The organism is Halomonas sp. B23F22_20, from assembly GCF_043496985.1.
Lineage (GTDB): Bacteria > Pseudomonadota > Gammaproteobacteria > Pseudomonadales > Halomonadaceae > Halomonas.
Map to the genome: position 1 here is coordinate 105,072 of NZ_JBIEKH010000011.1, position 20,023 is coordinate 125,094.

Consider the following 20,023-nt stretch of genomic DNA (forward strand, 5'->3'; position numbering starts at 1 on the left):
GTGGGCGGCCCCGTTGCGTTGCGGAAAGGTGGAAACGACGGCCGGCGTTGACCGCCAGGGGTCAGGCCGGCCGGGTGACGTAGCGGGTCTCGAGATAAGCGTCGAGGCCCGCGCGGCCGAGTTCGCGACCGATGCCGCTGCCCTTCATGCCGCCCCAGCCGAGTCCCGGCGGGGCTACCTGGTAGGTGTTGCACCAGACATTGCCGGCGGTGAGGCGCCCGGCCAGGGCCTCGGCACGCTCGTGACTGCCGGCCACCACGGTGGCGGCCAGCCCGAAGTTGCTGTCGTTGGCCAAGGCCACCGCCTCGTCGTCGTCACGGACGGCCCGCGCGCACAGCACCGGGCCGAAGATCTCCTCGCGCCACAGCCGGCTCGCGGTCGGCACGTCGCGGAACACCCTAGGTGCGACGAAATGGCCCTGGTCGGGCAGGGCGAGCCGGACCGTGGTGGTGGGCACGAGGCCCTCGGCCTCGGCTTCCGCCAGGTAGGCGTTCACCCGGCGTCGCTGGGTGGCGTTGACCAGCGGGCCCAGAGTAGTGGCCGCGTCCTGCGGGTCGCCAGCCACCAGCTCGGCGATGGCCGCGTCGAGCCGATCGTGCAGGGCATCGGCGATTTGTTCGTGGACCAACAGTCGCGAGGTGGCCGAGCACATCTGGCCGGCGTTGTAGCAGAAGCCGGCCAGCACCAGCTCCGCCGCCAGGTCCAGATCGGCGTCCTCGGTGACCAGAATCGGTGACTTGCCGCCAAGCTCCAGCGAGACGTTGCGCGTGCCCCGGGCGGCGGCGGCCATCACCGCCTCGCCCACTGGGTTGCTGCCGGTGAAGGAGAGCTTGTCGACGCCGGGGTGGGCGGTCAGCGGTGCGCCGACGTTGCCGCCGTCGCCGTGTACCAGGTTGAAGACCCCGGGCGGCAGTTCGATGGCCTCGGCGATCTCGGCCAGCGCCTGCTCGGGCAGCGGCGTCACCTCGGAGGGCTTGAACACTATCGTGCAGCCGGCGGCCAGCGCCGGGGCCAGCTTCCAGGCGCTGCTCACCAGCGGGAAGTTCCAGGGCGTGATCAGCCCGGCCACGCCGGCCGGGTCGCGGTAGCGGCGCGACACCAGGCCCGCCTCGCCGGTGGCCACGGCTTCGCCCTGGCGATCGTCCAGCGCCCGGGCCTCCTCGGCATAGTGGCGGTAGCAGGCGACGGCATCGGCGAGATCCTGCTCGGCCTCGGCTTTCGGCTTGCCGTTGTTGCGGCTGGACAGTGCCTCGAGCTCGCCGCGCCGCGCGGCCAGGGCGTCGGCGAAGGCGTCCAGGTAGGCGCCGCGCGCTGCCCCGCCCAGCGCCCGCCAGCCGGGCAGGGCGCGACGTGCGGCGGCCACGGCGGCGTTCACGTCCTCGGGGGCGCCGGCGGTGACCTCGGCGATCACCGTCTCGCGGTAGGGATCGGTAACCGGCAGCCATCGGGTACCGCGGCTTTCCACCCAGCGGTTGTCGATGAAGTGATGGGTCAGTGCTTGCATGTGGCGGTCTCGTCTCGACGCAGGGGCAACCAGCGGTGACGCGTCGGCTGCATGCCGGGGAAGTGGCGTTCCACCTGGCGCAGCACCAGGGTCAGCACCACGGTCATGGCCAGGTAGATGCCGGCGATCAGCATCAGCGGCTCATAGACCAGGAAGGTCTCGTCGCGAATGATGTTGGCGGCCTGCAGCAGGTCCATCAGGGCGATGGTGGACACCAGCGGCACCGACTTGAGCAGCAGGATCATCTCGCCGGTCAGGGTCGGTAGGCACAGCTGGACGGCCCGCGGCAGCCACAGCCGGAAGAACACCTGGACCGGCCCCATGCCGAAGGCGCGGCCCGCCTCGCGCTCGCCGTGGGGCACGCTGAGCAGGGCACCGCGCAGGACCTCGCCGGAGTAGGCGCCAACGCTGAGGATGAAGGTCAGGGCGCCGTAGAAGAACGGGTCGCGCAGCAGCGGCCAGATCGCGCTGTCCTGCACGCCGGGAATGCCCTCCAGCAGCCGGCCGACGCCATAGTAGAAAAAGAACAGCTGCACCAGCAGCGGGGTGCCGCGGATCACGATGGTGAAGCCCTTGGCCAGCATGGCCAGCGGGCGCGGGCCCTTGAGGCGGGCGATGGCCACCGCCACGGCCAGCGCCAGGCCGCCGATCGCGGAGACCGCGACCAGCCACAGGGTGTTGACGAAGCCTTCTATGAGGTACTCCTGATAGAAGGCGTCCTGGAGCCAGGAAAAATCCATGTCAGGCCTCCTCGCGCAGCGGCTGGCCGCGCCGGACGCGGCGTTCCAGGCGGGTGAACAGCGCCGTGGACGACAGCGTCATGACCAGGTAGATGACCCCGGCGGCGGCGTAGAACAGGAAATGGGCGCGGGTGCTGGCCGCGGCCTGCTGGATGGTGAAGAACAGCTCGCTGAAGCCGATCACGCTGATCAGGGCGGTGTCCTTGATCAGGATCAGCCACAGGTTGGACATGCCCGGCAGAGCGTTGGGCAGCATGGCCGGAATGATGATGCGGTGAAAACGCGCCCAGGCGGAGAAGCCGAAGGCATCGGCGGCCTCGAGCTGGCCGCGGGGAATGGCCAGGATGGCGCCGCGCAGCACCTCGGTCATGTAGGCGCCCTGTACGAAGGCCAGCACGCCCACGGCGGTGACGAAGCCGTTGATGGCGACCTGGCCGGGCAGTCCCAGGGCGTTGGTCAAGGCGGTGAGCGCCTGGGAACCGGCGTAGTAGAGCAGGATGATCAGCAGCAGTTCGGGGACCGCGCGCACCGCGGTGGAGTAGGCCGTGGCCAGGCCACGCAGCGGCGCCCACGGGCTGAGTCGGGCGCTGGCGCCGATCAGCCCCAGCGCGAGGCCGATGGCATAGGCCAGCACGGCGATCTCGAGGGTCGTCAGGGCGCCGTGGAGAATCGGGCCGGCCCAGTCGAGCAGTCCCTCTTGGGAAACGTTGTTCATGGGGAATTCGCGTCCTTGATGAGACAGGGCGAGGCCGGCAGGCGGTCGGGGCCGCCTGCCGGACGAGCGTCGTCGAGGACCGGGATCAGGTGCAGATGTCGGTGCCGAAGTACTCCTCGGATAGCGCGCTGCAGGTGCCGTCCTCGCGGACCTCGGCGATGGCGGCGTTGAGGTCGGCTTGCAGGGCGTCGTCGTCCTGGCGGAGACCGATGCCCACACCCTCGCCGTAGGCCTCGTGGCGCGGTGCGGTAGCCTTGATCTCGTAGCCCTCGGCCTCGTCGCGCTCGAGGAACTCGTTCATGGCGATTTCGTCGGCCAGGATCACGTCCAGGCGCCCGGCCAACAGGTCGCGATTGACCTGCTCGGCCTGGTCGTAGAGCCGGATGTCGCCGACGCTGTCGCGCAGGGCGCGGCGCGCGTAGGTGGCGTTGGTAGTGGCGGCCTGCACACCGAGCACCTTGTCGCCGAGGTCGTCGGGGCCGCCCAGCGTCAGGTCGTCGGCGGCCACGAAGGCGCCCGGGGTGAAGTAGTAGGGATCGCTGAAGTCGATGACCCGCTTGCGCGCCTCGGTGATTGACATGGAGTTCATGATCATGTCGATGCGCCCGGCCTTGAGCGACGGGATGATGCCGCTCCAGCCGGTGGGGGTGATCTCGCAGGGACGCGCCATGGCCTCGCAGATGGCCATGCCCAGCTCGACCTCGAAGCCGGTCCACTCGCCCTCGGAGGAGGTGTAGGTGAACGGCGGGTAGGGCTCGGCGGAAATGCCGATCTTCAGCGGCTCGTTGGCCTGGGCGGTGGCGGACAGGCCGAGTACGGCCGCGGTGGTCAGGGTGATCAGGGGACGGTTCATGCTGTTCTCCTTGGTGTTGTCGTGTCGGGCGTGAGTGACTCTCTGCTCGTGGAAGCGATGAGCTGTTCCGGCGACAAGCCCCGGGGTGCCGGACCATAGCGAGGCGCTGTGAACCCATCCCTGGGCGCTACTTTTGCCCTGCGGCGCTCTTGCATCCTGCGCCGCTTGCAGGGCCTGGGTTGGCCATCCGTGGCCAACCCGCTCGGCGGGAAGAACATCCACCGGATGTTCTTCTCCTTCCGCCTCGCCCATGGCAATAACCCTCGCTACGCCTTGTCCCCGGCGCTCATCTCGTCGCGCAGGCCGAGTCAAAGGGAGGTGAAGATGCTCAGGCCGCCGGGGCCACGAAGCGCCGGCAGCGCGGATCCTGGCTCTCCTCGAAGACCCGGCGCGGCGTGCCGGCCTCGCCGACGAAGCCGCGGTCGAGGAACACCACCTGGTCGGAGACCTCGCGGGCGAAAGCCATCTCGTGGGTGACCAGCACCATGGTGCGGCCCTCGTCGGCCAGGTCGCGGATGACGCCGAGCACCTCGCTGACGCGTTCCGGGTCGAGCGCCGAGGTGGGCTCGTCGAACAGCAGCAGGCGCGGCTCCATGGCCAGCGCGCGGGCGATGGCCACGCGCTGCTGCTGCCCGCCGGACAGGAAGGCCGGATAGCCGTCGCGCTTGTCGGCCATGCCGACGCGCTCCAGGTAGTGCTCGGCGCGCTCGATGGCCCGGCGCCTGGACAGGCCCTGGACGCGCATCGGCGCCTCACAGACGTTGCCCAGCACCGTGAAGTGGGGCCAGAGGTTGAACTGCTGGAAGACCATGCTGACCTTGGCGCGCAGCCGACGTAGCTGGCGCCGGTCGAGGCCGACGATGTCGCCCTGGGGATTGCGGTCGAAGCGAATCGCTTCATCCGCAATCGCCAGGTCGCCCTGGTCGGGGCGTTCCAGCAGGTTGAGACAGCGCAGCAGCGTGCTCTTGCCGGAGCCGCTGGCGCCGATGATCGAGGTGACGCTGCCCTCGGGAACCTCGAGGGAGACGTCGCGCAGCACCTCGAGCTCGCCGTAGCGCTTGACGAGGTGCTGGACCTCCACCGCCAGGCGGTCGGAGGCGTCGGGGGAGGGGGCTTGGCTCGATGATGTCATAGGCGACTCATGCGATGGTGGAAAGGGAATCGGCGCGGGCGCGCTCGGCGACCCGTGCCAGGCGCCGGCAGGCATCGCGCAGGCGGGCCTCGTCGACGGTCAGGCTCAGGCGCACGAAGCCGGCGGCGGAGGGGCCGAAGGCCTCGCCGGACAGCACCGAGACGCCCTGCTCGTCGAGCAGGCGGTCGGCGAAGGCCTGGGAGGAGAGCCCGGTGGCGCGGATATCGATCATCAGGAACATCCCGGCCGCGGGCTTGACGACCTTCACCCCCGGGCAGTCGGCGAGCGCGGTAACCACGGCGTCGCGGCGGCCGCGGTAGGTCTCGCGCATGGCGTCGAGCTCGGGCAGCGAAAGGCGCAGGGCGTCACGAGCGGCGTCCTGGACGAAGTCCGGGCAGCCGTAGAGCATGCACAGCGCCAGGTTGCCGAGATGCTCGATCAACGCCTCTGGGCCGAGCACCCAGCCCAGCCGCCAGCCGGTCATGGCGTGGGACTTGGAGAGGCTGTCGACCACCACGGTGCGCTCGGCCATGTCGGGCAGCCCGGCGGCGCAGACGTGCTCGCCCTCGAAGATCAGCTCGGCGTAGACCTCGTCGGAGATCAGCCACAGGTCGTGACGCTGGCACAGCGCGGCGATGGCGGCCCAGGCCTTGGCGTCGATCAGCTGGCCGGTGGGATTGTGAGGGCTGTTGAGCATGATCGCCCGAGTGCGCGGGGTGATCGCCGCCTCGAGGTCGGCCACGTCCAGGCGGAAGCCGGCGTCGCCGCGCAGCGGTATGCGCACCATGTCGGCGCCGGTGGACTGCAACACCGCCTCGTAGGTGACGTAGCTCGGCTCGGGGACGATCACCTCGTCGCCCGGGTCGAGCAGGCACTGGGCCGCGGCGTAGAGGCCGCACTGGGCGCCGGCCATGACGATCAGCCGCTCCGGCGTGACCTCAAGACCGCGAGCCCGGTAGCGATCGGCGATGGCCTCGCGCAGGGCGCGCTTGCCTTGGACGTCGGGGTAGTGGGTGGCGCCGCCGCGCAGGCTGGCCACGGCCCCCTCGACGATCGGCGCCGGGGTGTCGAAGTCCGGATCGCCCACCGACAGCACGGTGATGTCCTCGCCGGCGGCCTGGCGCGCCAGGGCGCGGTTGTGGATGTCCCAGGCCGCGGCGCCCTCGCCGGCGATGCGCTCGGTCAGTTTGGAGAATCGCATTTAGCTCTCGCTCTGTCAGGGAAGTAGGGGCATCAGCACAGGTCGGGGCCGTCGGGCAGTCGGCGACGCTCGGCCTGCCAGGCCCGCTCGGTGCCCGCCGGGCTCTCGGCCCAGGCCTCGTACTGGCGCGCCACGTGCTCGGCCATCGCCGGGGATGCCAGACGCAGCGGGCGGCCGGTGGCCTGGGCGGCCAGCTGTGCCTGGCAGCTGCGTTCCAGATCGCGCATGTGCAGGAAGGCCTCGCCGACGCTGCGCCCACAGGTCAAGAGGCCGTGCTGGCGCAGGATCATCGCCGAGTGCTCGCCGAGGTCGACGGCAAGCCGCGCCCGCTCATCGTGGTCCAGGGCGATGCCTTCGTAGTCGTGGTAGGCCAGCCGCTCGTGGAACTGCAGCGCCCACTGGTTGAGCGGCAGCAGGCCTTCCTCGAGGCAGGACAGCGCGACGCCGGCCACGGTGTGGGTGTGCAGCACGCAGGCCACCTCGGGGCGCGCGGCGTGCAGCGCGCTGTGGATGGTGAAGCCCGCCGGGTTGATGCCGAGCCCCGTGGGGTCGTCGAGCACCTCGCCGTCGGCGTCCACGGTCACCAGATTGTCGGCCCTGACCTCCTCGAAGCGCAGCCCGAAGGCGTTGAGCAGGAAACGCTCGCCGGGCAGGCGCGCGGAAATATGGGTGGAGACGCCGTCGTCCATGCCGTCCAGGGCGATCAGCCGATAGGCGGCAGCCAGGTCGCGACGGATCTCATTCTCGCTATCCTCGCAAACGGCATCGCTCACAGGCTGGCCTCCACGGCGACTCGGGCGTCATCGCCGTCGCGGGTCTCGACGCCCTCGAGGAACTCGGCGACGCGCTCGGGGTGCGCGGCCAGCCAGTCGTGGGCGACCTCCTCGAGGTCACGCTCCTTGAGGCTGTATTCGAGGATGAATTCGCTCTGTTCGTCGGCGGATAGCACGAACTGGTCGAGCAGCCGGGTCAGGTTGGGGTTGGCCTCGGCATAGTCCTTGGCGACGATGGTCTTGACGTCGCTGTGGCCGCTGTCGGCGCCGAAGACATCGGCCGAGTCCTCGAGGATGTGCACGTCGTATTCCGGCACCATCCAGTGCGGGGTCCAGCCGTAGAAGAGGATCCAACGCTCCTGCTCGACGGCGCCGTCCACTTCGCTGAGCATGCCGGGCGTCGAGGAGGCCATGAGCTCCCAGTCCCCGAGGCCGTGGGTATCGGCCTCGATGGCGCCGTTGATCATGTCGGTGACCGTGGAGCCGCTCTCGATGCTGTAGATGGTCCGCTCGAAGCGTTCGGCGATCTCCGGGTCGGCGAGCTGCTCGGCGCGGGTGATGCCAGCGTCATAGACGTAGTCGGGGACCGCGAAGCCCATGCGGGCGCCGTTGACGTTGTTGCCCAGGTCGACGATGGCATCGGCTTCGATGGCGGCGTCGTAGCTTTCCTGCTGGGCGGGCATCCAGCCGGCGAGGAAGGCGTCGCTGTCACCACTCTGCAGGGTGCTGTAGCCCACCGTGGAGCTTACCTCCAGGGTCTCGGCGGTATAGCCCAGCGGCTCGATGAGCTGGGAGAAGATCTCGCTCTTCACGGTCACTCCGGGCCAGGGCGGCACCACCAGGCGCAGGCGGTCGTCGCGGTCGGCGGCAAGGGCCGGGCCGGCCAGGGTCAGGCCGGCGATCAGGGTCAGGGTCGTATAGTGCGTCCTCATTCAGACGTCTCCTTATCGAAGCCGGTCCAGGCCGGCTCGTGTTGGTGTGTGGAGGCTTTTCCGATGCTGCGGCAACTTGCCTCGGCGTACTTCTCCTTCTGCGGCCGGGGCAGAAGGCCGATCTTCAGAGCGAGGCGGCCCAGGCGGCGGCATCGACCTCGATGATCAGCGGGGAATCCGCATCAGAGAGGCGGCCCAGGGCGTCGTGCAGGCTCGCCGGGTCGCTCACGCCGAGGTGGCGGCAGGCGTAGGCCTTGGCCAAGGCGCCGAAGTCCGGGGCGTCCAGGTCGACGCCCAGGTGCGGCACCTCGCTCATCGACATGTAGCGGCGGATCTCGTCGTAGCCATCGTTGTTCCAGATCACCAGTGCCACCGGCCGGCCCAGGTCGCGGGCGGTGCCGAGCTCGCCGAGCACGAACTGCAGGCCGCCATCGCCGACCAGGGCGACCACCGGCTGCTCGGGTCGGGCAAGCGCAGCGCCCAGGGCGGCGGGCAGGCCGTAGCCGAGGGTGCCGAAGCCGGTGGCGGCGTTGAACCAGCGCTGCGGGGCCGGCATCGCGGCCAGGAAGTTGCCGGCGTAGACCGGCCCGGTGGAGTCGCCGACCACGATGGCCTCGGGCAGTGCCTCGCGCAGGGTGGCGTAGAGCGGCACATAGGGGGCGAGCTCCGGGTCGGCGGCCAGCGCGAGCTCGCCGCGTACCTCGGCGGCGCGGTCTGCGCCGCCGCGTTCGGACGCGTTGGGCAACTGTTGGAGCAGGCCCTGCATGGCCTGGCCGGCCTCGGCGAGGATGGCGAGATCCGCAGCCTGGTTGCGGCCCAACTGCTGGGGGTCGATGTCCACGCGGATCAGCCGACCGTCGAGCCGGAAGCCCTCGTCGAACACCAGGTCATAGTCGGTTTCGCCGAGTTCGGTGCCGAGCGCGAGCACCACGTCGGCCTCGGCGGCCAGCCGGCGCGCGGCGGGCAGGCTCTGGGTGGCGCCGAGATCCAGCGGGTGGTCGAGGCCCAGCACGCCCTTGGCGTTGATGGTGGTGAAGGCCGGGGCGTCCAGGCGTTCGACCAGCGCTCGGGCGGCGTCCGGGGCGGCGGCGGTGCCGCCGCCGAGCAGCACCAGCGGGCGTTCGGCTTGGATAAGCCATTCGCCGGCCAGGGCCAGCGCCTCGGGGGCCGGGGCCGGCGGAAAGACCCGCGCCGGGGCGACGGCCGGCGCCTCGGGCGCCGGCGCGGCCATCACGTCCAGCGGAATCTCGATGTGCACCGGGCCGGGACGAGCGCTGGAGAACACCGCGAAGGCGCGAGCCAGCACCTCGGGCAGCGCCGCCGGGTCCTGCAGGGTGTGGTTGAACACGCTGACGCCGGCGAGCGTCTCGCCCTGGTGGGGCATCTCGTGCAGCCGGCCCTGGCCGCGGCCGAGGGTGGCGCGCTGGTTGACGCTGGAGATCACCAGCATCGGCACCGAGTCGGCCAGCGCCTGGCCCATCGCAGTGGCGATGTTGGTCATGCCGGGGCCGGAGATGATGAAGCAGGCCGCGGGCTTGCCGCTGGCCCGGGCGTAGCCGTCGGCCATGAAGCCGGCGCCCTGCTCATGGCGCGGCGTGACGTGGGTCAGGCGGCTGTCGCCCAGGGCGCGATACAGCTCGATGGTATGCACGCCGGGAATGCCGAAGGCGGTGTCGACGCCGTGGGCCTCGAGCAGGGCGATGAGATGCTGGGCGCAGTTCATGAGCGGGATTCCTCTTCGACGATGGGCGGCAGGCCGCCGTAGGGGGCGCGACCCAGTACGCGTTCCACCATGGGCACGAAGTGCTGGAGCGGGAGGGTGTCGTAGTCGGGGTCGAAGCTGGCCTGGTCCCAGTCGTCGCAGAAGCGCACCGTGCGTTCATAGGCCGGATGGTCGCGGAACTGCTCCCGGGCGTGGGGGTCCAGGCCGAAATAGTGGCGGTAGTGGTAGCCCTGGAACAGTTCGTGGTGGCGGATCATCCAGGCGTTGAGCGGATCGATGAACGGCTCGAGGATGCCCGCGGCGATCTCGGCATGGTTGGCCGGAGACAGATCGTCGCCGATGTCGTGGAGCAGGGCGCAGACCACCATCTCCTCGTCGGCGCCGTCGCGCAGCGCCCGGGTGGCGGTTTGCAGGCAGTGTTCGAAGCGATCCACCGGATAGCCGTGGGTGTCGCCGGCCAGCCGGTGCAGGTGTTCGAGCACGCGGCGTGGGGCGTCGGCGACGTAGTCGCGGAAGCGCTGGTCGATCAGCGCCCATTCATCGCGCCGGGCCTCGCCGAAGTGGCGGAAGCGAGCCTGGTTCATGCCGTCTCCTCCATGCGCGATGCGGCCTGCTGGTGGCGCAGCTCTCGGCGCAGGACCAGGCGGCGGCTGGCGGTGCTGTCGCGATCGACGTAACCCTGGCGCAGGTGGCGCACGCCCCCGGCCAGCTCATAGGCGCGACGGCCGTGGAACAGGCGGTAGTTGTCCATGATCAGCATTTGGCCCGGCTCGAGCTTGAGATGCACGGTGAGCTCGTCTGAGGTGATCAGCGCATAGAAGGCGCGGCGGGCGGCGTAGTAGCGGGCCAGTTCCTCGGGAGGCAGGGCGTCGACCCGTTCGGTGCGGTTGTTGTAGCGCACCCGGCTCACCCGGCCCTGGCTGTCCAGCTCGATCAGCGGCCCCTCGCTCTCCAGCCAGGTGGTTTCGTCGCGGTAGCGGAACCCCGGCGAGACCCGGGTCAGGCAATCGAAGGCCGCCGGGTCGCGCTCGCGCAGCACTTCGGCGGCGTGATAGCCGTCGACCAGGGTGTTGTCGCCGCCGTCGGCGGCGTTGGTCAGGCAGTGCAGCCAGATGTAGCCGGGGATCGGGTCACGATAGGGATTGTCGGTGTGCGGCTCCAGGCCGCGCTGGGTCATGGTCAGGTCGTAGGCGTTGGCCACCGACTTGACGTCGGCGATGCCGCCCCAGTTGGTGCGACGCAGCGGCCCGATGCGCTCGATCAGTGCCTGCATGCCGTCTTCGTTGGCGGGCACGCCGGAGACCAGCACGAAGCCGACGCGGTGCAGCCCTTCCAGCATTGCCAGCAGGGCCGCATCGTCCTCGAGGGCGGCGGCGAAATCGGCGCGGGGCGGCTCGGTCAGGCCGGCGTCCCACAGCTCACGCTCCGGGGCGACCGACTCGCGGGGCTTGTCTTCGGCGAGCAGGTCGGCCACCGGGAAGCGCACGGCATGACCGTCGCTGAAGCGCAGCGCCAGCGATTCACCGTCGAGCTCGGCGTGTTCCACGGCCAGGTCCAGGGGCAGCTCGGCGGCCTCGATCAGGCGCTGGCCGGTGCGTGGGTCCAGGGTTTCGGCGTCGGGCGCCCGCTCGCGCAGCCACAGGGCCGCGAACTCGCGGGGCCGGGCATCGAGGTCGAGGGTCAGGCGCTGCCCGTCGGGGGACAGCGTTACCTTGGCGCTTGCGGTCATGGCGATGAATCTCCGGTGATGCAGGGGCGGTGTGTCGGTCGTGGTCAGCGGCGCCGATGACCCGACCGGCTTTACCCTAGCGTCACCTCGCCGTTAGGATTTGTATAAATTCGCCATAAACTTGATCTTTTTTGCCATGATCGATACCTATCCCGAGGCCTGGCCCTATCCACGACCGGATTCGCCGCCGCTGCTGTCCCCCGAGCAGGCAGAGCACACCCTGGACGTGTGGCTGGTCCCCAAGTTCTCGATGCTGACGCTGTTCTGCATGCTCGAGCCGCTACGGGTCGCCAACCGCTTCGGGCGCGACCTGTTCGCGTGGCGGCTGCGCTCGGCACATGGCGATGACGTGGTCGCCAGCAACGGTGTGCGCATCGAGGTGGATGGCGACCTGGTCTCGGTGCCGGATGCCGCCCACCTGATGGTGGTGTCGTCCTACGAGGCGGAGGCCACGGTCACCGCCCAGGAGCGTGCGGTGCTACGACGCGTGGCGGCGCATGGGGGCTGGCTTGGGGGCCTGGACACCGCGCCTTTCATCCTGGCTCGGGCCGGGGTGCTGGAGGGGCATCGGGTGGCGTTGCACTGGGAGAGCGTGCCTGCCTTCCGTCGCGAGTTTCCTGGCCTGCGGGTCAGCCGCGAGCGCTTCGAGGCCGACGCCACGCGCCAGACTGGCGCTGGGGGGATCACCGGCATCGACATGATGCTGGATCGCATCGAGCGCGACTATGGTCCGGCGCTGGCCGACGCGGTGGGTCGTCAGCTGGTCCACGACCGCCACGACGAGCCTTCCCGGGAGGTACCGGAGGTGCGTTATCCGGGACTGCCGCGCAGCGTGGTCAGGAGCCTGGCGGTGATGGAGGCCAACCTGACCCAGGCGCTGCCGATTCCCGAGATCTGCCGGCTGGTGGGCCAGTCGCAGCGCCAGTTGACCCGGCTGTTCCTGGCGCACTTCGGCGAGACGCCCAAGCAGTGTTATCTGGGCATGCGCCTGGATCGGGCCCAGCGGCTGCTCGCCGGCAGTCACTGCCGGGTCACCGAGGCGGCTCTGGCCACCGGCTTCGCGCACCTGGCGCACTTCTCCCGGGCCTATCGAGCGCGCTTCTCGGAGTCGCCCCGCGAGACCGCGGCGCGCGGCCCGGGGTGAATGCTCAGCAAGTCGAGTGCTCTGGGTCGGGAGAGGTGTCGCTCAGCTCCAGTTCGAGCTGGGCCGGCTCGCTGGCCGCCTCCTCGACCCAGGTGGTACCCAGCGGCGCAGTGCCGGCGGGCACCGCCACGTAGTGGCCATGCTCCTCGAGATCGGTGGCGGGGTGGCGAATCAGGCAATAGCCACCGAAGGCGACCATAGCGGCATGGATCAGCGCCAGGTCCCACAGGAAACCGTCGGGCCCGATGGCATCCATCAGCAGCCCGGTGGTCAGCGGGCCAAGGATGGCACCGATGCCGAGTGCCAGCACCAGGCTGCTGCTCGCGGCCACGGTCTGCGACGGGGTGAGGGCGTCGTTGGCACAGGCCAGCAGCAGGGAATAGAGGGTCAGGGTGGTGCCGCCAAGCAGCACCCCGAGCAACGTCAATGGCAGGGTGTCGCCCTGTTCCAGCAGCAGGCCAGCCAGCGACAGGGCCGTGGCCAGGGTGGCCACCGCCACGATCACCCGCCGACGGTCGGTCTTGTCGGAGAGCTTGCCCAGCGGCCACTGCAGCAGGGCGCCACCGAGGATGAAGGCGCCCATGAAGGCGGCGACCTGTTCCACCGCCATGCCGCTGCCGGTGGCGAAGACCGCCCCCATACCCAAGACGCTGCCGTTGGCGATGCCGGTCAGCAGGCAGCCCAGGGTGCCCAGCGGTGCCAGGCGGTACAGGCGACGCAGGCTCATGGCCTCTGGCGTGCCGGTGTCCGGTTGCGGCGTGTAGCTGAGCAGGATCGGCACCAGCGCCAGCGACATCAGGATCGAGACGATCAGGAACAGCACCACGCCGCTCGGATCGGCAACGTTGAGCAGCAGCTGACCGCCGCCCATCCCCAAGTAGCTGATCACCATGTAGAAGGCCAGCAGTCGCCCGCGCAGGTGGTTGCCGGCGTGGCCGTTGAGCCAGCTCTCGGTGACCACGTAGAGCCCGGCATAGGCGAAACCGGTGACCAGGCGCATCGCCGCCCAGACCCAGGGGTCGATGAACATCACATGCACCAGGATGGCGACAGAGGTGATCGAGGCGAGTGCCGCGAAGACCCGCACATGGCCGACCTGGCGCAGCTTGCGCGGCGTCAGGGTTGAACCGACCAGAAAGCCGACGAAGTAGGCCGACATCACCAGGCCGGTCACGGTGTTGCCGAAGGCCTCCTCGGCGGCGCGCACGCCCAGCAGGCTGCCCTGCAGGCCATTGCCCAGCATCAGCAGGCCGACCCCGAGCAGCAGCGCCCAGAGGCTCCAGGCCGCCGAGATGGTGGTGGTGGTGGTGGGCGTCGGCTCGCGGGCGCTCATGTCGGTCTCCTGCGGCGAGGGGGGAGCTTAGGGAAGCGCTGATTTATGTCGCGAGCGAAGAGAGGCTGGCCGTCGCCGGAACGCAGAAACCGCAGTTTACACGACAGTAAATGAGGATTTTGAGTACCGCCGACGGCCAGGATATCGAGCGCAGCAATAAATCAGTGTTTACTCATGCCTCGGTGGCGAGTCTGCGCTGTCGCCGCGCCCGCTGGACCATGCGGTAGCGCGAGCGGATCTCGTCGCGTTCCATGTAGCAGCCCTGCAGCCAGCGATGGCCGCTGGCGCCTTCGAAGGCGTCACGGGCGTGCAGCAGGCGACGGTTGTCGAAGATCACCAGGTCGCCGGGCTCGTAGGTGAAGCGGATGGCGAAGGCCGGATCGCGCAGCAGCCGCTGCAGCGTCATCAGTGCCTCATAGGCCGGCTCGACGTCCTCGAAGGCGGTCTGGAGCGGGCCGCGAAGGAAGTCGGCGATGCGCACTTCGAGCAGTTCGCCCCGGGCGTCGAGGCGGATCATCGGCTCGAACCACACGTAGTCGGTGGTCCTGGCGGTGTTGGCGTAGCACCAGCGCACCCGGGTCAGGGTCGCCCAGGCCGCGGGATGGTGGTCGCGCAGCGCCTCGGCAACGGCAAAGCCGTCGAGCATCACCGCCTGGCCGCCTGCCACGCTGTTTTCCAGGCAGTGCAGCATCTGCAGGCCGGGGTGGTACTCGCGGGTCGGCAGGTCGACGTGGGGCGGCAGGGCGATAGAGGTGTAGGCGTTGGAGTCCGGGTCCGGCTTGGCCTTGACGTCGAACAGCTGCCCGAAGTTGGTGGGTCGCACCGGGCCGATGCGTCGGGCGATGGCGTCCAGAGAGCCGGGCTCGGTGGGCAGGTTGCGCAGCCGCACCAGTCCCTTGCCGAGCACACTTTCCAGGGCCGGGGCGAGGATTGCCTCCTCGTCCTTGCCATCGGGCGTGGTGTGGAGCAGGCCCGCGGCGTCGAGGGTATCGGGGCCGGCCTCCGGGCCGCCCTGCCAGGTCGTCACCGGCACCAGCGGTGCTTCGGGATCGACGGCGTTGTCGTAGTCGTGGGCGCGCAGCCAGCCGGGATGAAAGCGCAGGCGGCGATCCTCGGGGGCGAAGTCCACGCATAGCGCACCGCTGGCGTCGATCTCGGCGCCCTCGATCTCCGGCCAGGCGGGCAGGGTGGAGAGGTCCAGGATGCGCTCGCGGGTCGCCGGGTTGATGGTGGTGTCGTCGGCGGCGTTCTCGCGCAGCCAGATGCCGTGGTAGCGGCTGACCCGGCCGTCGCTCCAGCGTACCGTCACCAGCCTGGCGGTGAAGGAGACGGCGTCGAGATCGGCGTCGATCGGCCAGGCGTCGTAATCCGGGGTGCGCGGCAGTTCGGTGTCGGTCATGGGGCATCTCCTGAGATGAGCAGCGTGAGGATGCGGCTCAGGATGCCAGCGCATGGCGGCGGGCTCGCGGCAGGATTCGACGCCGACTGTGCACGATTCGACAGTCAGGGCTTCATTTGTCGATGATCAGCCAGCCGTCTTCCAGTCGAACGGGGACGGCGTCCAGGGCGCAGCCCAGCCCCAGGCCGCTCACCCCCTCGCCGCTGCGCGTGGCGAAGGCGGCGTCGTGGTTGGTGCAGCGCAGCGTCTCGCCGTCCTCGCTCAGCAGGCGGTCGCCGCGCTGGTCGAGGGGCAGGAACTGGTGGGGGCAGGCGTTGACGTAGGCCAGCGGCGCACCGTCCGCGAGGCATACCACCAACAGCGGGAAGCGGCCGCGCTCGCTCTCCAGGGTCAGGCTCAGATGGCCGCGTTCGGGAACGGCGTCGGCCGCCACCACGCGGGTGCCGGGGTCGGGGGCGCTGCGGTATTGCTGCCAGGCCGCGGTCATGGGGACTCCTGTCGGCGGTTATTTGGTTTCAAATGAAACCAGTTGGCCGAGGGGCTGTCAACGCGCGCCGTGTCGGACGGGGCCTGGCTCAGTGGCGTTGTCGCAGTTCGCTCGGGGTCATGCCATGGCGGCGGCGGAAGGCGCGGGTGAAGCTCGAGGCCGAGGCGAAGCCGCAGGCCAGGGCGATGTCCATGATGCTGTGGCGGGTCTCGCGGAGCAGGCGATAGGCGTGGTCCAGGCGTCGCGCCAGATAGGCGCGCTGTGGCGAGGTGCCGAGATGGCGAGCGAACAGTCGGTCCAGGCGTCGCCAGGTGAGCCCCAGCTCGTCGGCCAGCTCGCGGATCCCCAGCGGTGCCTCCAGATTGGCCTCCATCAGGGCGATGGCGCGATTCAGCGTCGGGTCGTCGGGGGCGGCCGGGTCGCGCTGGCGGCTGGCCGGTCGGCGCCCCTGGTCATGGAGGAGCTGGTCGCGCACCCGGCCGGCCAGGTCATCGCCGTGCCGGCGGCGAATCAGGTCGAGGCTCATGTCGATGGCCGAGCTGCCGCCGGCGCAGGAGAAGCCCTCGGGCGTCACCTCATAGAGCGACTCCACCGCGTCGACCCGCGGGTAGCGGGCGCGGAACTCGGGCAGCGATTCCCAGTGCAGGGTCACCGTCTGGTCGTCGAGCAGGCCGGCCGCGGCCAGCGCGAAGCAGCCGGTGTCCATGCCGCCCAGCAGACAGCCCTGTGCCGCGAGCTCGCGAAGCCAGGCGATCAGCGTCGCGTCGACGGCGGCCTCGGGCTCGAAGCTGGCGCAGACCGCCAGGCTGGGGGAGGATGGCGCCTCGGCCAGGGCATGGTCGACGGCCAGCGTCATGCCGTTGGAGGCGACCACCGGCTCGCCGTCGCGGCTGATCAGGTGCCAGGCGAACAGCGTCTCGCCGCTGATGCGGTTGGCGATGCGCAGCGGCTCGATGGCCGAGAAGAAGGCGACCATGGCGAAGCGGGGCAGTAACAGGAAGCCGATGCACTCCGGGGCGGGCACGGGGGGCGTTAGTCTCATGGGCCTCGGGTCGGCAGCGGGGGAAGCGCGACGGCGCGTGTCGAGGTCCCGATTGTAGAGGCTGTGGGGCCCGTTGCAACGTCGCCCACTTTGCCTGCTCATCGAGAGAGGCGGCCAAGAAGTGGCTCCTTCGAGGATGCCTTGGTGAGGACGGCTTGCTCCACTCACACGGGCCGGTCATCATGGCGGCCCGCAGCTTTTCCATCACCAGGTGCCATGCGTCTCGACTACACCGGACCCACTCCCGAGCCGATCGGTTTCTTGCTGCTGCCGCGCTTCTCGATGATGGCGTTCTTCTCGGCGGTGGAGCCGCTGCGCATTGCCAACCGCATCAGCGGTCGCCCGCTCTTCGAGTGGACCCTGATCAGCGAGGACGGTGGCCCGGTGACGGCCTCCAACGGCATGACCCTGCTCGCCGACCAGGCCATCGAGGCGGTGCACCATCTGCCGTCGCTGGCGGTGTGCAGCGGCTTCGATCCCGAACGTCACCTGAGCCGCGCGCTGAAGCGCTGGCTGCACCGGCTGGACGCCGCCGGCTGCGTGCTGGGCGGGCTCGACACCGGCTGTTTCCTGCTGGCCGCGGCGGGGCTGCTGAAGGGCGAGCGGGTCACCCTGCACTGGGAGAGCCTGCCGGCCTTCCAGGAACGGTTTCCGGCCATCGCCACCTCCGACGAGCTGTTCGAGCTCGGGGCGCGGCGCTTCTCCTGTGCGGGAGGTGCGGCGGCCATGGACATGGCGCTGGACGTGATCGCCCGCCGCCACGGACAGCGCCTGGCCATCGACGTCTCCGAGCAGCTTGTCCACGAGCGCATGCGCACCCGCCACGACCAGCAGCGCATGAGCCTGGCGCGTCGGCTCGATACCCACAATGCCCGGCTGGTGGGGGCCGTTGACCTGATGGAGCGCCACCTGGAGGCCCCGTTGGCGCTGGCCGAGGTGGCCCGGCGCAGCGGCGTCTCGCTGCGCCAGCTGCAGCGCCTGTTCGAGCGCGAGCTGGGCCGCTCGCCCCGGGACTGGTACCTGGCGCTGCGCCTGGAGCGGGCGCGTCACCTGCTCGAGGAGACCGATCTCGACGTGCTGGCGGTGGGCCTGGCCTGCGGCTTCGCCTCGAGTTCCAGCTTCTCCCGGGCCTTCCGCCAGCATCACGGGGCCTCCCCGCGGCAGATTCGCCAGGGCTGATTGCCCGCCCTCAGATATCGGCCCACATCCGCAGCAGATTCGCCAGGCTCTTCGACAGCATGTCGAAGGTGCGGGTCTTGCCGTTGGCGTCGAATTCCTGGCGCCGGGTGGTATCCAGGTCGAAGAGGATCTCGCGCTGCTGCGGGTCGCGGACCTGGCTCTGCACCCAGCCCACCGCCGCCAGACGCTCGCCGCGGGTGACCGGCTCGACCCGGTGCAGGGTCGAGGAAGGATAGAGGATCAGCGCGCCGGCGGGCAGCTTGTAGGTCTGCTCGCCGGCGGTGGAATCCACCAGCAGCTCGCCGCCGTCGTACTCCTCCGGGGCGTTGAGAAACAGCGTGAACGACAGGTCGGTGCGCATGGCGCCCTGGGGCGTGGCCATCACCGCGTCGTCGACATGGTTGCCGTAGCTCATGCCCTCCCGATAGCGGCTGAACATCAGGGGTTTCATACGCTTCGGCCGGGCGGCCATCTGGAACAGCGGGTTGGCCTGCAGGGCCTTGGCGAGTGCCTGGCGCCGCTCGGCGATCTCGGGCCGCCGGCCGTCGGCCTGCTCGTTCTGCTTGACCGTGCGGGCGTGCCAGCCGGCCGTCTCGCGGCCGTCGCGAAAATCGCTCTCGGCCAGGGTGGCGCGGACGCGGGTCAAGAGTTCGGGGGGGATGGCCTGGTCGATGCAGAGGATCACGAGCGGCACTCCTGGCGAGCGAGAATGAAGCGTCGATTATAGAGGACTGTGAATCGTTTGCATTGATCCGCCGGCGCCGGCAATCTACCCGGGCGAAGACAGCGGCCGAGCGGCCGCGTGTCCTGGTCATGGCTATCACAAGAAGGAAGTCAGCATGTCCCATTCCACTCGTACCAAGCTCTGGGTCGGCGTCGGTACCAGCGTGCTGCTGGGCACCGGCTCGGCCGCGTTCGCCGACGGCGAGACAACCGCCGAATTCACCCAGGGGCCCACCAGCCCGATGCTGGCTCACGCCGATCACGGCGGTGAGGGCGGCGAAGGCGCCCATCACCACGACGATGTCGGTGAAGGCGGTGAAGGTAGCGAGGGCGGCGAAGCCGGTCACCACCACGACGGCGGCGGCGAAGGCGGTGAAGGTAGCGAGGGTGGTGAAGCCGGTCACCACCACGACGGCGGCGGCGAAGGCGGTGAAGGTAGCGAGGGTGGTGAAGCCGGTCACCACCACGACGGCGGCGGCGAAGGTGGTGAAGGTGGTGAAGGTGGCGAGGGTGGTGAAGCCGGTCACCACCACGACGACGGCGGCGAAGGTGGTGAAGGTGGTGAAGGTGGTGAAGGTGGTGAAGGTGGCGAGGGTGGCGAGGGTGGTGAAGCCGGCGCCGCGGCAGATCCTTATGCCGTGTTCGCTTACCTGAATGCGTCGGCCGGTGGCGAAGGCGGTGAAGGCGGTGAAGGCGGTGAAGGCGGTGAAGGCGGTGAAGGTGGAGAAGGTGGAGAAGGTGGAGAAGGTGGAGAAGGTGGCGAAGGCGGCCATGGCGTCGATGCCAGCAACCCCGGCGTCTACACCACGAATCTGGCCATGATGCAGGGCCATCTGGTCGTTGCCCGTGCGCTCTACCAGGCCGGCGAACAGACTGCCGCCCAGCCGCACTTCGGTCACCCCATCCACGAGCACTACGAGGCCCTGGAACTGGCCTTCGAGGCGCGCGGTGTCGAGGACTTCGAGGGCATCCTGGAAGCGCTGATCGACGAGACCCGCGAGGGCGGCGATTGGGACGGCCATGCCGAGGCCTATGGTGCCGCCATGGCCGCCATCGACACCGCCATGCAGGATGTCGACGCCGAGCTGCGCGACGACGTGGCCTTCCAGAGCCGGGTGCAGCTGGCGCTGCTGCGTCAGGCGATGCACGAGTACGACGAATCGATCGACGACGGCCAGTTCGTCAACGTGGTCGAGTATCAGGACAGCCTGGGCTTCGTGATGACCGCCAAGGCCACCCTCGAACGCCATGCCGAACTGTACGACGACGAGAGCTACGGCGAGCTGCTGGCGGCCTACGAGTCGCTGCTCGAGGCCTGGCCTTCGCCGGTGGCGCCCGAGACCCCGGTGGCCACGCCGGGCGAGCTCTCCGCCGGGCTGTTCAAGCTCGAGGCCGGGCTCGGCCAGTACTGAGC

Annotated in this window: 19 protein-coding genes; 3 read left to right on the forward strand and 16 right to left on the reverse strand. The window is 69.7% G+C overall.

All coding sequences use genetic code 11. The features are described 5' to 3' along the window. Window positions 1-61 precede the first annotated feature (61 nt). The 11 genes from ACGTN6_RS11070 to tmpA all read right to left on the reverse strand — a co-directional run bounded on the left by ACGTN6_RS11070 (window position 62) and on the right by tmpA (window position 11,302). Window positions 62-1,504 (reverse strand): aldehyde dehydrogenase family protein, encoded by a 1,443-nt coding sequence (locus tag ACGTN6_RS11070; RefSeq protein ID WP_394591572.1) that lies wholly within the window; start codon window positions 1,502-1,504, stop codon window positions 62-64. Beyond that, window positions 1,492-2,244: an ABC transporter permease gene (locus tag ACGTN6_RS11075; protein ID WP_394591573.1), complete on the reverse strand. Its 753-nt coding sequence runs from the start codon at window positions 2,242-2,244 to the stop codon at window positions 1,492-1,494. Before ACGTN6_RS11075 ends, ACGTN6_RS11070 begins: the two co-directional genes overlap by 13 nt. A gap of 1 nt (window position 2,245) precedes the next feature. Next, on the reverse strand, window positions 2,246-2,959 hold the full coding sequence (locus tag ACGTN6_RS11080) for an ABC transporter permease (protein ID WP_394591575.1): 714 nt from the start codon (window positions 2,957-2,959) through the stop codon (window positions 2,246-2,248). Window positions 2,960-3,044: 85 nt separating this feature from the next. Further along, window positions 3,045-3,812 carry a transporter substrate-binding domain-containing protein gene (locus ACGTN6_RS11085; protein ID WP_394591576.1) on the reverse strand — a complete coding sequence of 256 codons (768 nt, stop codon included), beginning with the start codon at window positions 3,810-3,812 and terminating at the stop codon, window positions 3,045-3,047. 328 nt (window positions 3,813-4,140) lie between these two features. Then, window positions 4,141-4,944, reverse strand: coding sequence for an amino acid ABC transporter ATP-binding protein (locus tag ACGTN6_RS11090; protein ID WP_394591577.1), 804 nt, complete (start codon window positions 4,942-4,944; stop codon window positions 4,141-4,143). A 7-nt stretch (window positions 4,945-4,951) separates the two neighbouring features. Next, the gene (locus ACGTN6_RS11095; RefSeq protein ID WP_394591578.1) at window positions 4,952-6,145 is read right to left on the reverse strand and encodes a pyridoxal phosphate-dependent aminotransferase; all 1,194 of its coding nucleotides are present in this window, start codon (window positions 6,143-6,145) and stop codon (window positions 4,952-4,954) included. Between the two features lie 32 nt (window positions 6,146-6,177). Further along, a complete protein-coding gene (locus ACGTN6_RS11100) occupies window positions 6,178-6,918 on the reverse strand; it encodes a class II aldolase/adducin family protein (RefSeq protein WP_394591579.1) in 741 nt (246 codons plus the stop codon). Then, window positions 6,915-7,850: an ABC transporter substrate-binding protein gene (locus tag ACGTN6_RS11105; protein ID WP_394591580.1), complete on the reverse strand. Its 936-nt coding sequence runs from the start codon at window positions 7,848-7,850 to the stop codon at window positions 6,915-6,917. Before ACGTN6_RS11105 ends, ACGTN6_RS11100 begins: the two co-directional genes overlap by 4 nt. A 124-nt stretch (window positions 7,851-7,974) precedes the next feature. Next, the gene (locus tag ACGTN6_RS11110; RefSeq protein ID WP_394591581.1) at window positions 7,975-9,573 is read right to left on the reverse strand and encodes a 5-guanidino-2-oxopentanoate decarboxylase; all 1,599 of its coding nucleotides are present in this window, start codon (window positions 9,571-9,573) and stop codon (window positions 7,975-7,977) included. Next, window positions 9,570-10,157: an HD domain-containing protein gene (locus tag ACGTN6_RS11115; protein ID WP_394591582.1), complete on the reverse strand. Its 588-nt coding sequence runs from the start codon at window positions 10,155-10,157 to the stop codon at window positions 9,570-9,572. Before ACGTN6_RS11115 ends, ACGTN6_RS11110 begins: the two co-directional genes overlap by 4 nt. After that, the gene (gene tmpA, locus ACGTN6_RS11120) at window positions 10,154-11,302 is read right to left on the reverse strand and encodes a 2-trimethylaminoethylphosphonate dioxygenase (protein WP_394591583.1); all 1,149 of its coding nucleotides are present in this window, start codon (window positions 11,300-11,302) and stop codon (window positions 10,154-10,156) included. The genes ACGTN6_RS11115 and tmpA overlap by 4 nt, the downstream gene beginning before the upstream one ends. Before the next feature lie 136 nt (window positions 11,303-11,438). On the opposite strand from tmpA, the gene ACGTN6_RS11125 reads away from it, so the two are divergent. Continuing rightward, window positions 11,439-12,446 (forward strand): GlxA family transcriptional regulator, encoded by a 1,008-nt coding sequence (locus ACGTN6_RS11125; protein WP_394591584.1) that lies wholly within the window; start codon window positions 11,439-11,441, stop codon window positions 12,444-12,446. A gap of 4 nt (window positions 12,447-12,450) precedes the next feature. Here ACGTN6_RS11125 and ACGTN6_RS11130 read toward each other — a convergent pair whose 3' ends face one another. The 4 genes from ACGTN6_RS11130 to ACGTN6_RS11145 form a co-directional block, all read right to left on the reverse strand. Beyond that, window positions 12,451-13,779, reverse strand: a complete 1,329-nt coding sequence (locus tag ACGTN6_RS11130) for an MFS transporter (protein WP_394591585.1) — start codon at window positions 13,777-13,779, stop codon at window positions 12,451-12,453. A 172-nt stretch (window positions 13,780-13,951) separates the two neighbouring features. Beyond that, the gene (locus ACGTN6_RS11135) at window positions 13,952-15,178 is read right to left on the reverse strand and encodes a TauD/TfdA family dioxygenase (RefSeq protein ID WP_394591586.1); all 1,227 of its coding nucleotides are present in this window, start codon (window positions 15,176-15,178) and stop codon (window positions 13,952-13,954) included. A 112-nt stretch (window positions 15,179-15,290) separates the two neighbouring features. After that, window positions 15,291-15,665: a Rieske (2Fe-2S) protein gene (locus ACGTN6_RS11140; protein ID WP_394591587.1), complete on the reverse strand. Its 375-nt coding sequence runs from the start codon at window positions 15,663-15,665 to the stop codon at window positions 15,291-15,293. An 88-nt stretch (window positions 15,666-15,753) separates the two neighbouring features. Then, the gene (locus tag ACGTN6_RS11145; RefSeq protein WP_394591589.1) at window positions 15,754-16,707 is read right to left on the reverse strand and encodes a GlxA family transcriptional regulator; all 954 of its coding nucleotides are present in this window, start codon (window positions 16,705-16,707) and stop codon (window positions 15,754-15,756) included. 216 nt (window positions 16,708-16,923) lie between these two features. Here ACGTN6_RS11145 and ACGTN6_RS11150 point away from each other — a divergent pair, with 216 nt between their 5' ends. Next, complete coding sequence (locus ACGTN6_RS11150) at window positions 16,924-17,886, forward strand: GlxA family transcriptional regulator (protein ID WP_394591590.1); 963 nt, start codon at window positions 16,924-16,926, stop codon at window positions 17,884-17,886. A gap of 10 nt (window positions 17,887-17,896) precedes the next feature. Here ACGTN6_RS11150 and ACGTN6_RS11155 read toward each other — a convergent pair whose 3' ends face one another. Then, on the reverse strand, window positions 17,897-18,571 hold the full coding sequence (locus tag ACGTN6_RS11155) for a Fe2+-dependent dioxygenase (RefSeq protein ID WP_394591592.1): 675 nt from the start codon (window positions 18,569-18,571) through the stop codon (window positions 17,897-17,899). Window positions 18,572-18,725: 154 nt separating this feature from the next. Here ACGTN6_RS11155 and ACGTN6_RS11160 point away from each other — a divergent pair, with 154 nt between their 5' ends. After that, a complete protein-coding gene (locus ACGTN6_RS11160; RefSeq protein WP_394591594.1) occupies window positions 18,726-20,021 on the forward strand; it encodes a hypothetical protein in 1,296 nt (431 codons plus the stop codon). Window positions 20,022-20,023: the final 2 nt, after the last annotated feature.

Excerpts from the sequence above, each read along its gene's own strand:
- ACGTN6_RS11070 (WP_394591572.1), bottom strand. The coding sequence starts at position 1,504 with ATGCAAGCACTGACCCATCACTTCATCGACAACCGCTGGGTGGAAAGC.
- ACGTN6_RS11075 (WP_394591573.1), bottom strand. The coding sequence starts at position 2,244 with ATGGATTTTTCCTGGCTCCAGGACGCCTTCTATCAGGAGTACCTCATA.
- ACGTN6_RS11080 (WP_394591575.1), bottom strand. The coding sequence starts at position 2,959 with ATGAACAACGTTTCCCAAGAGGGACTGCTCGACTGGGCCGGCCCGATT.
- ACGTN6_RS11085 (WP_394591576.1), bottom strand. The coding sequence starts at position 3,812 with ATGAACCGTCCCCTGATCACCCTGACCACCGCGGCCGTACTCGGCCTG.
- ACGTN6_RS11090 (WP_394591577.1), bottom strand. The coding sequence starts at position 4,944 with ATGACATCATCGAGCCAAGCCCCCTCCCCCGACGCCTCCGACCGCCTG.
- ACGTN6_RS11095 (WP_394591578.1), bottom strand. The coding sequence starts at position 6,145 with ATGCGATTCTCCAAACTGACCGAGCGCATCGCCGGCGAGGGCGCCGCG.
- ACGTN6_RS11105 (WP_394591580.1), bottom strand. The coding sequence starts at position 7,850 with ATGAGGACGCACTATACGACCCTGACCCTGATCGCCGGCCTGACCCTG.
- ACGTN6_RS11110 (WP_394591581.1), bottom strand. The coding sequence starts at position 9,573 with ATGAACTGCGCCCAGCATCTCATCGCCCTGCTCGAGGCCCACGGCGTC.
- ACGTN6_RS11115 (WP_394591582.1), bottom strand. The coding sequence starts at position 10,157 with ATGAACCAGGCTCGCTTCCGCCACTTCGGCGAGGCCCGGCGCGATGAA.
- tmpA (WP_394591583.1), bottom strand. The coding sequence starts at position 11,302 with ATGACCGCAAGCGCCAAGGTAACGCTGTCCCCCGACGGGCAGCGCCTG.
- ACGTN6_RS11125 (WP_394591584.1), top strand. The coding sequence starts at position 11,439 with ATGATCGATACCTATCCCGAGGCCTGGCCCTATCCACGACCGGATTCG.
- ACGTN6_RS11130 (WP_394591585.1), bottom strand. The coding sequence starts at position 13,779 with ATGAGCGCCCGCGAGCCGACGCCCACCACCACCACCACCATCTCGGCG.
- ACGTN6_RS11135 (WP_394591586.1), bottom strand. The coding sequence starts at position 15,178 with ATGACCGACACCGAACTGCCGCGCACCCCGGATTACGACGCCTGGCCG.
- ACGTN6_RS11140 (WP_394591587.1), bottom strand. The coding sequence starts at position 15,665 with ATGACCGCGGCCTGGCAGCAATACCGCAGCGCCCCCGACCCCGGCACC.
- ACGTN6_RS11145 (WP_394591589.1), bottom strand. The coding sequence starts at position 16,707 with ATGAGACTAACGCCCCCCGTGCCCGCCCCGGAGTGCATCGGCTTCCTG.
- ACGTN6_RS11150 (WP_394591590.1), top strand. The coding sequence starts at position 16,924 with ATGCGTCTCGACTACACCGGACCCACTCCCGAGCCGATCGGTTTCTTG.
- ACGTN6_RS11160 (WP_394591594.1), top strand. The coding sequence starts at position 18,726 with ATGTCCCATTCCACTCGTACCAAGCTCTGGGTCGGCGTCGGTACCAGC.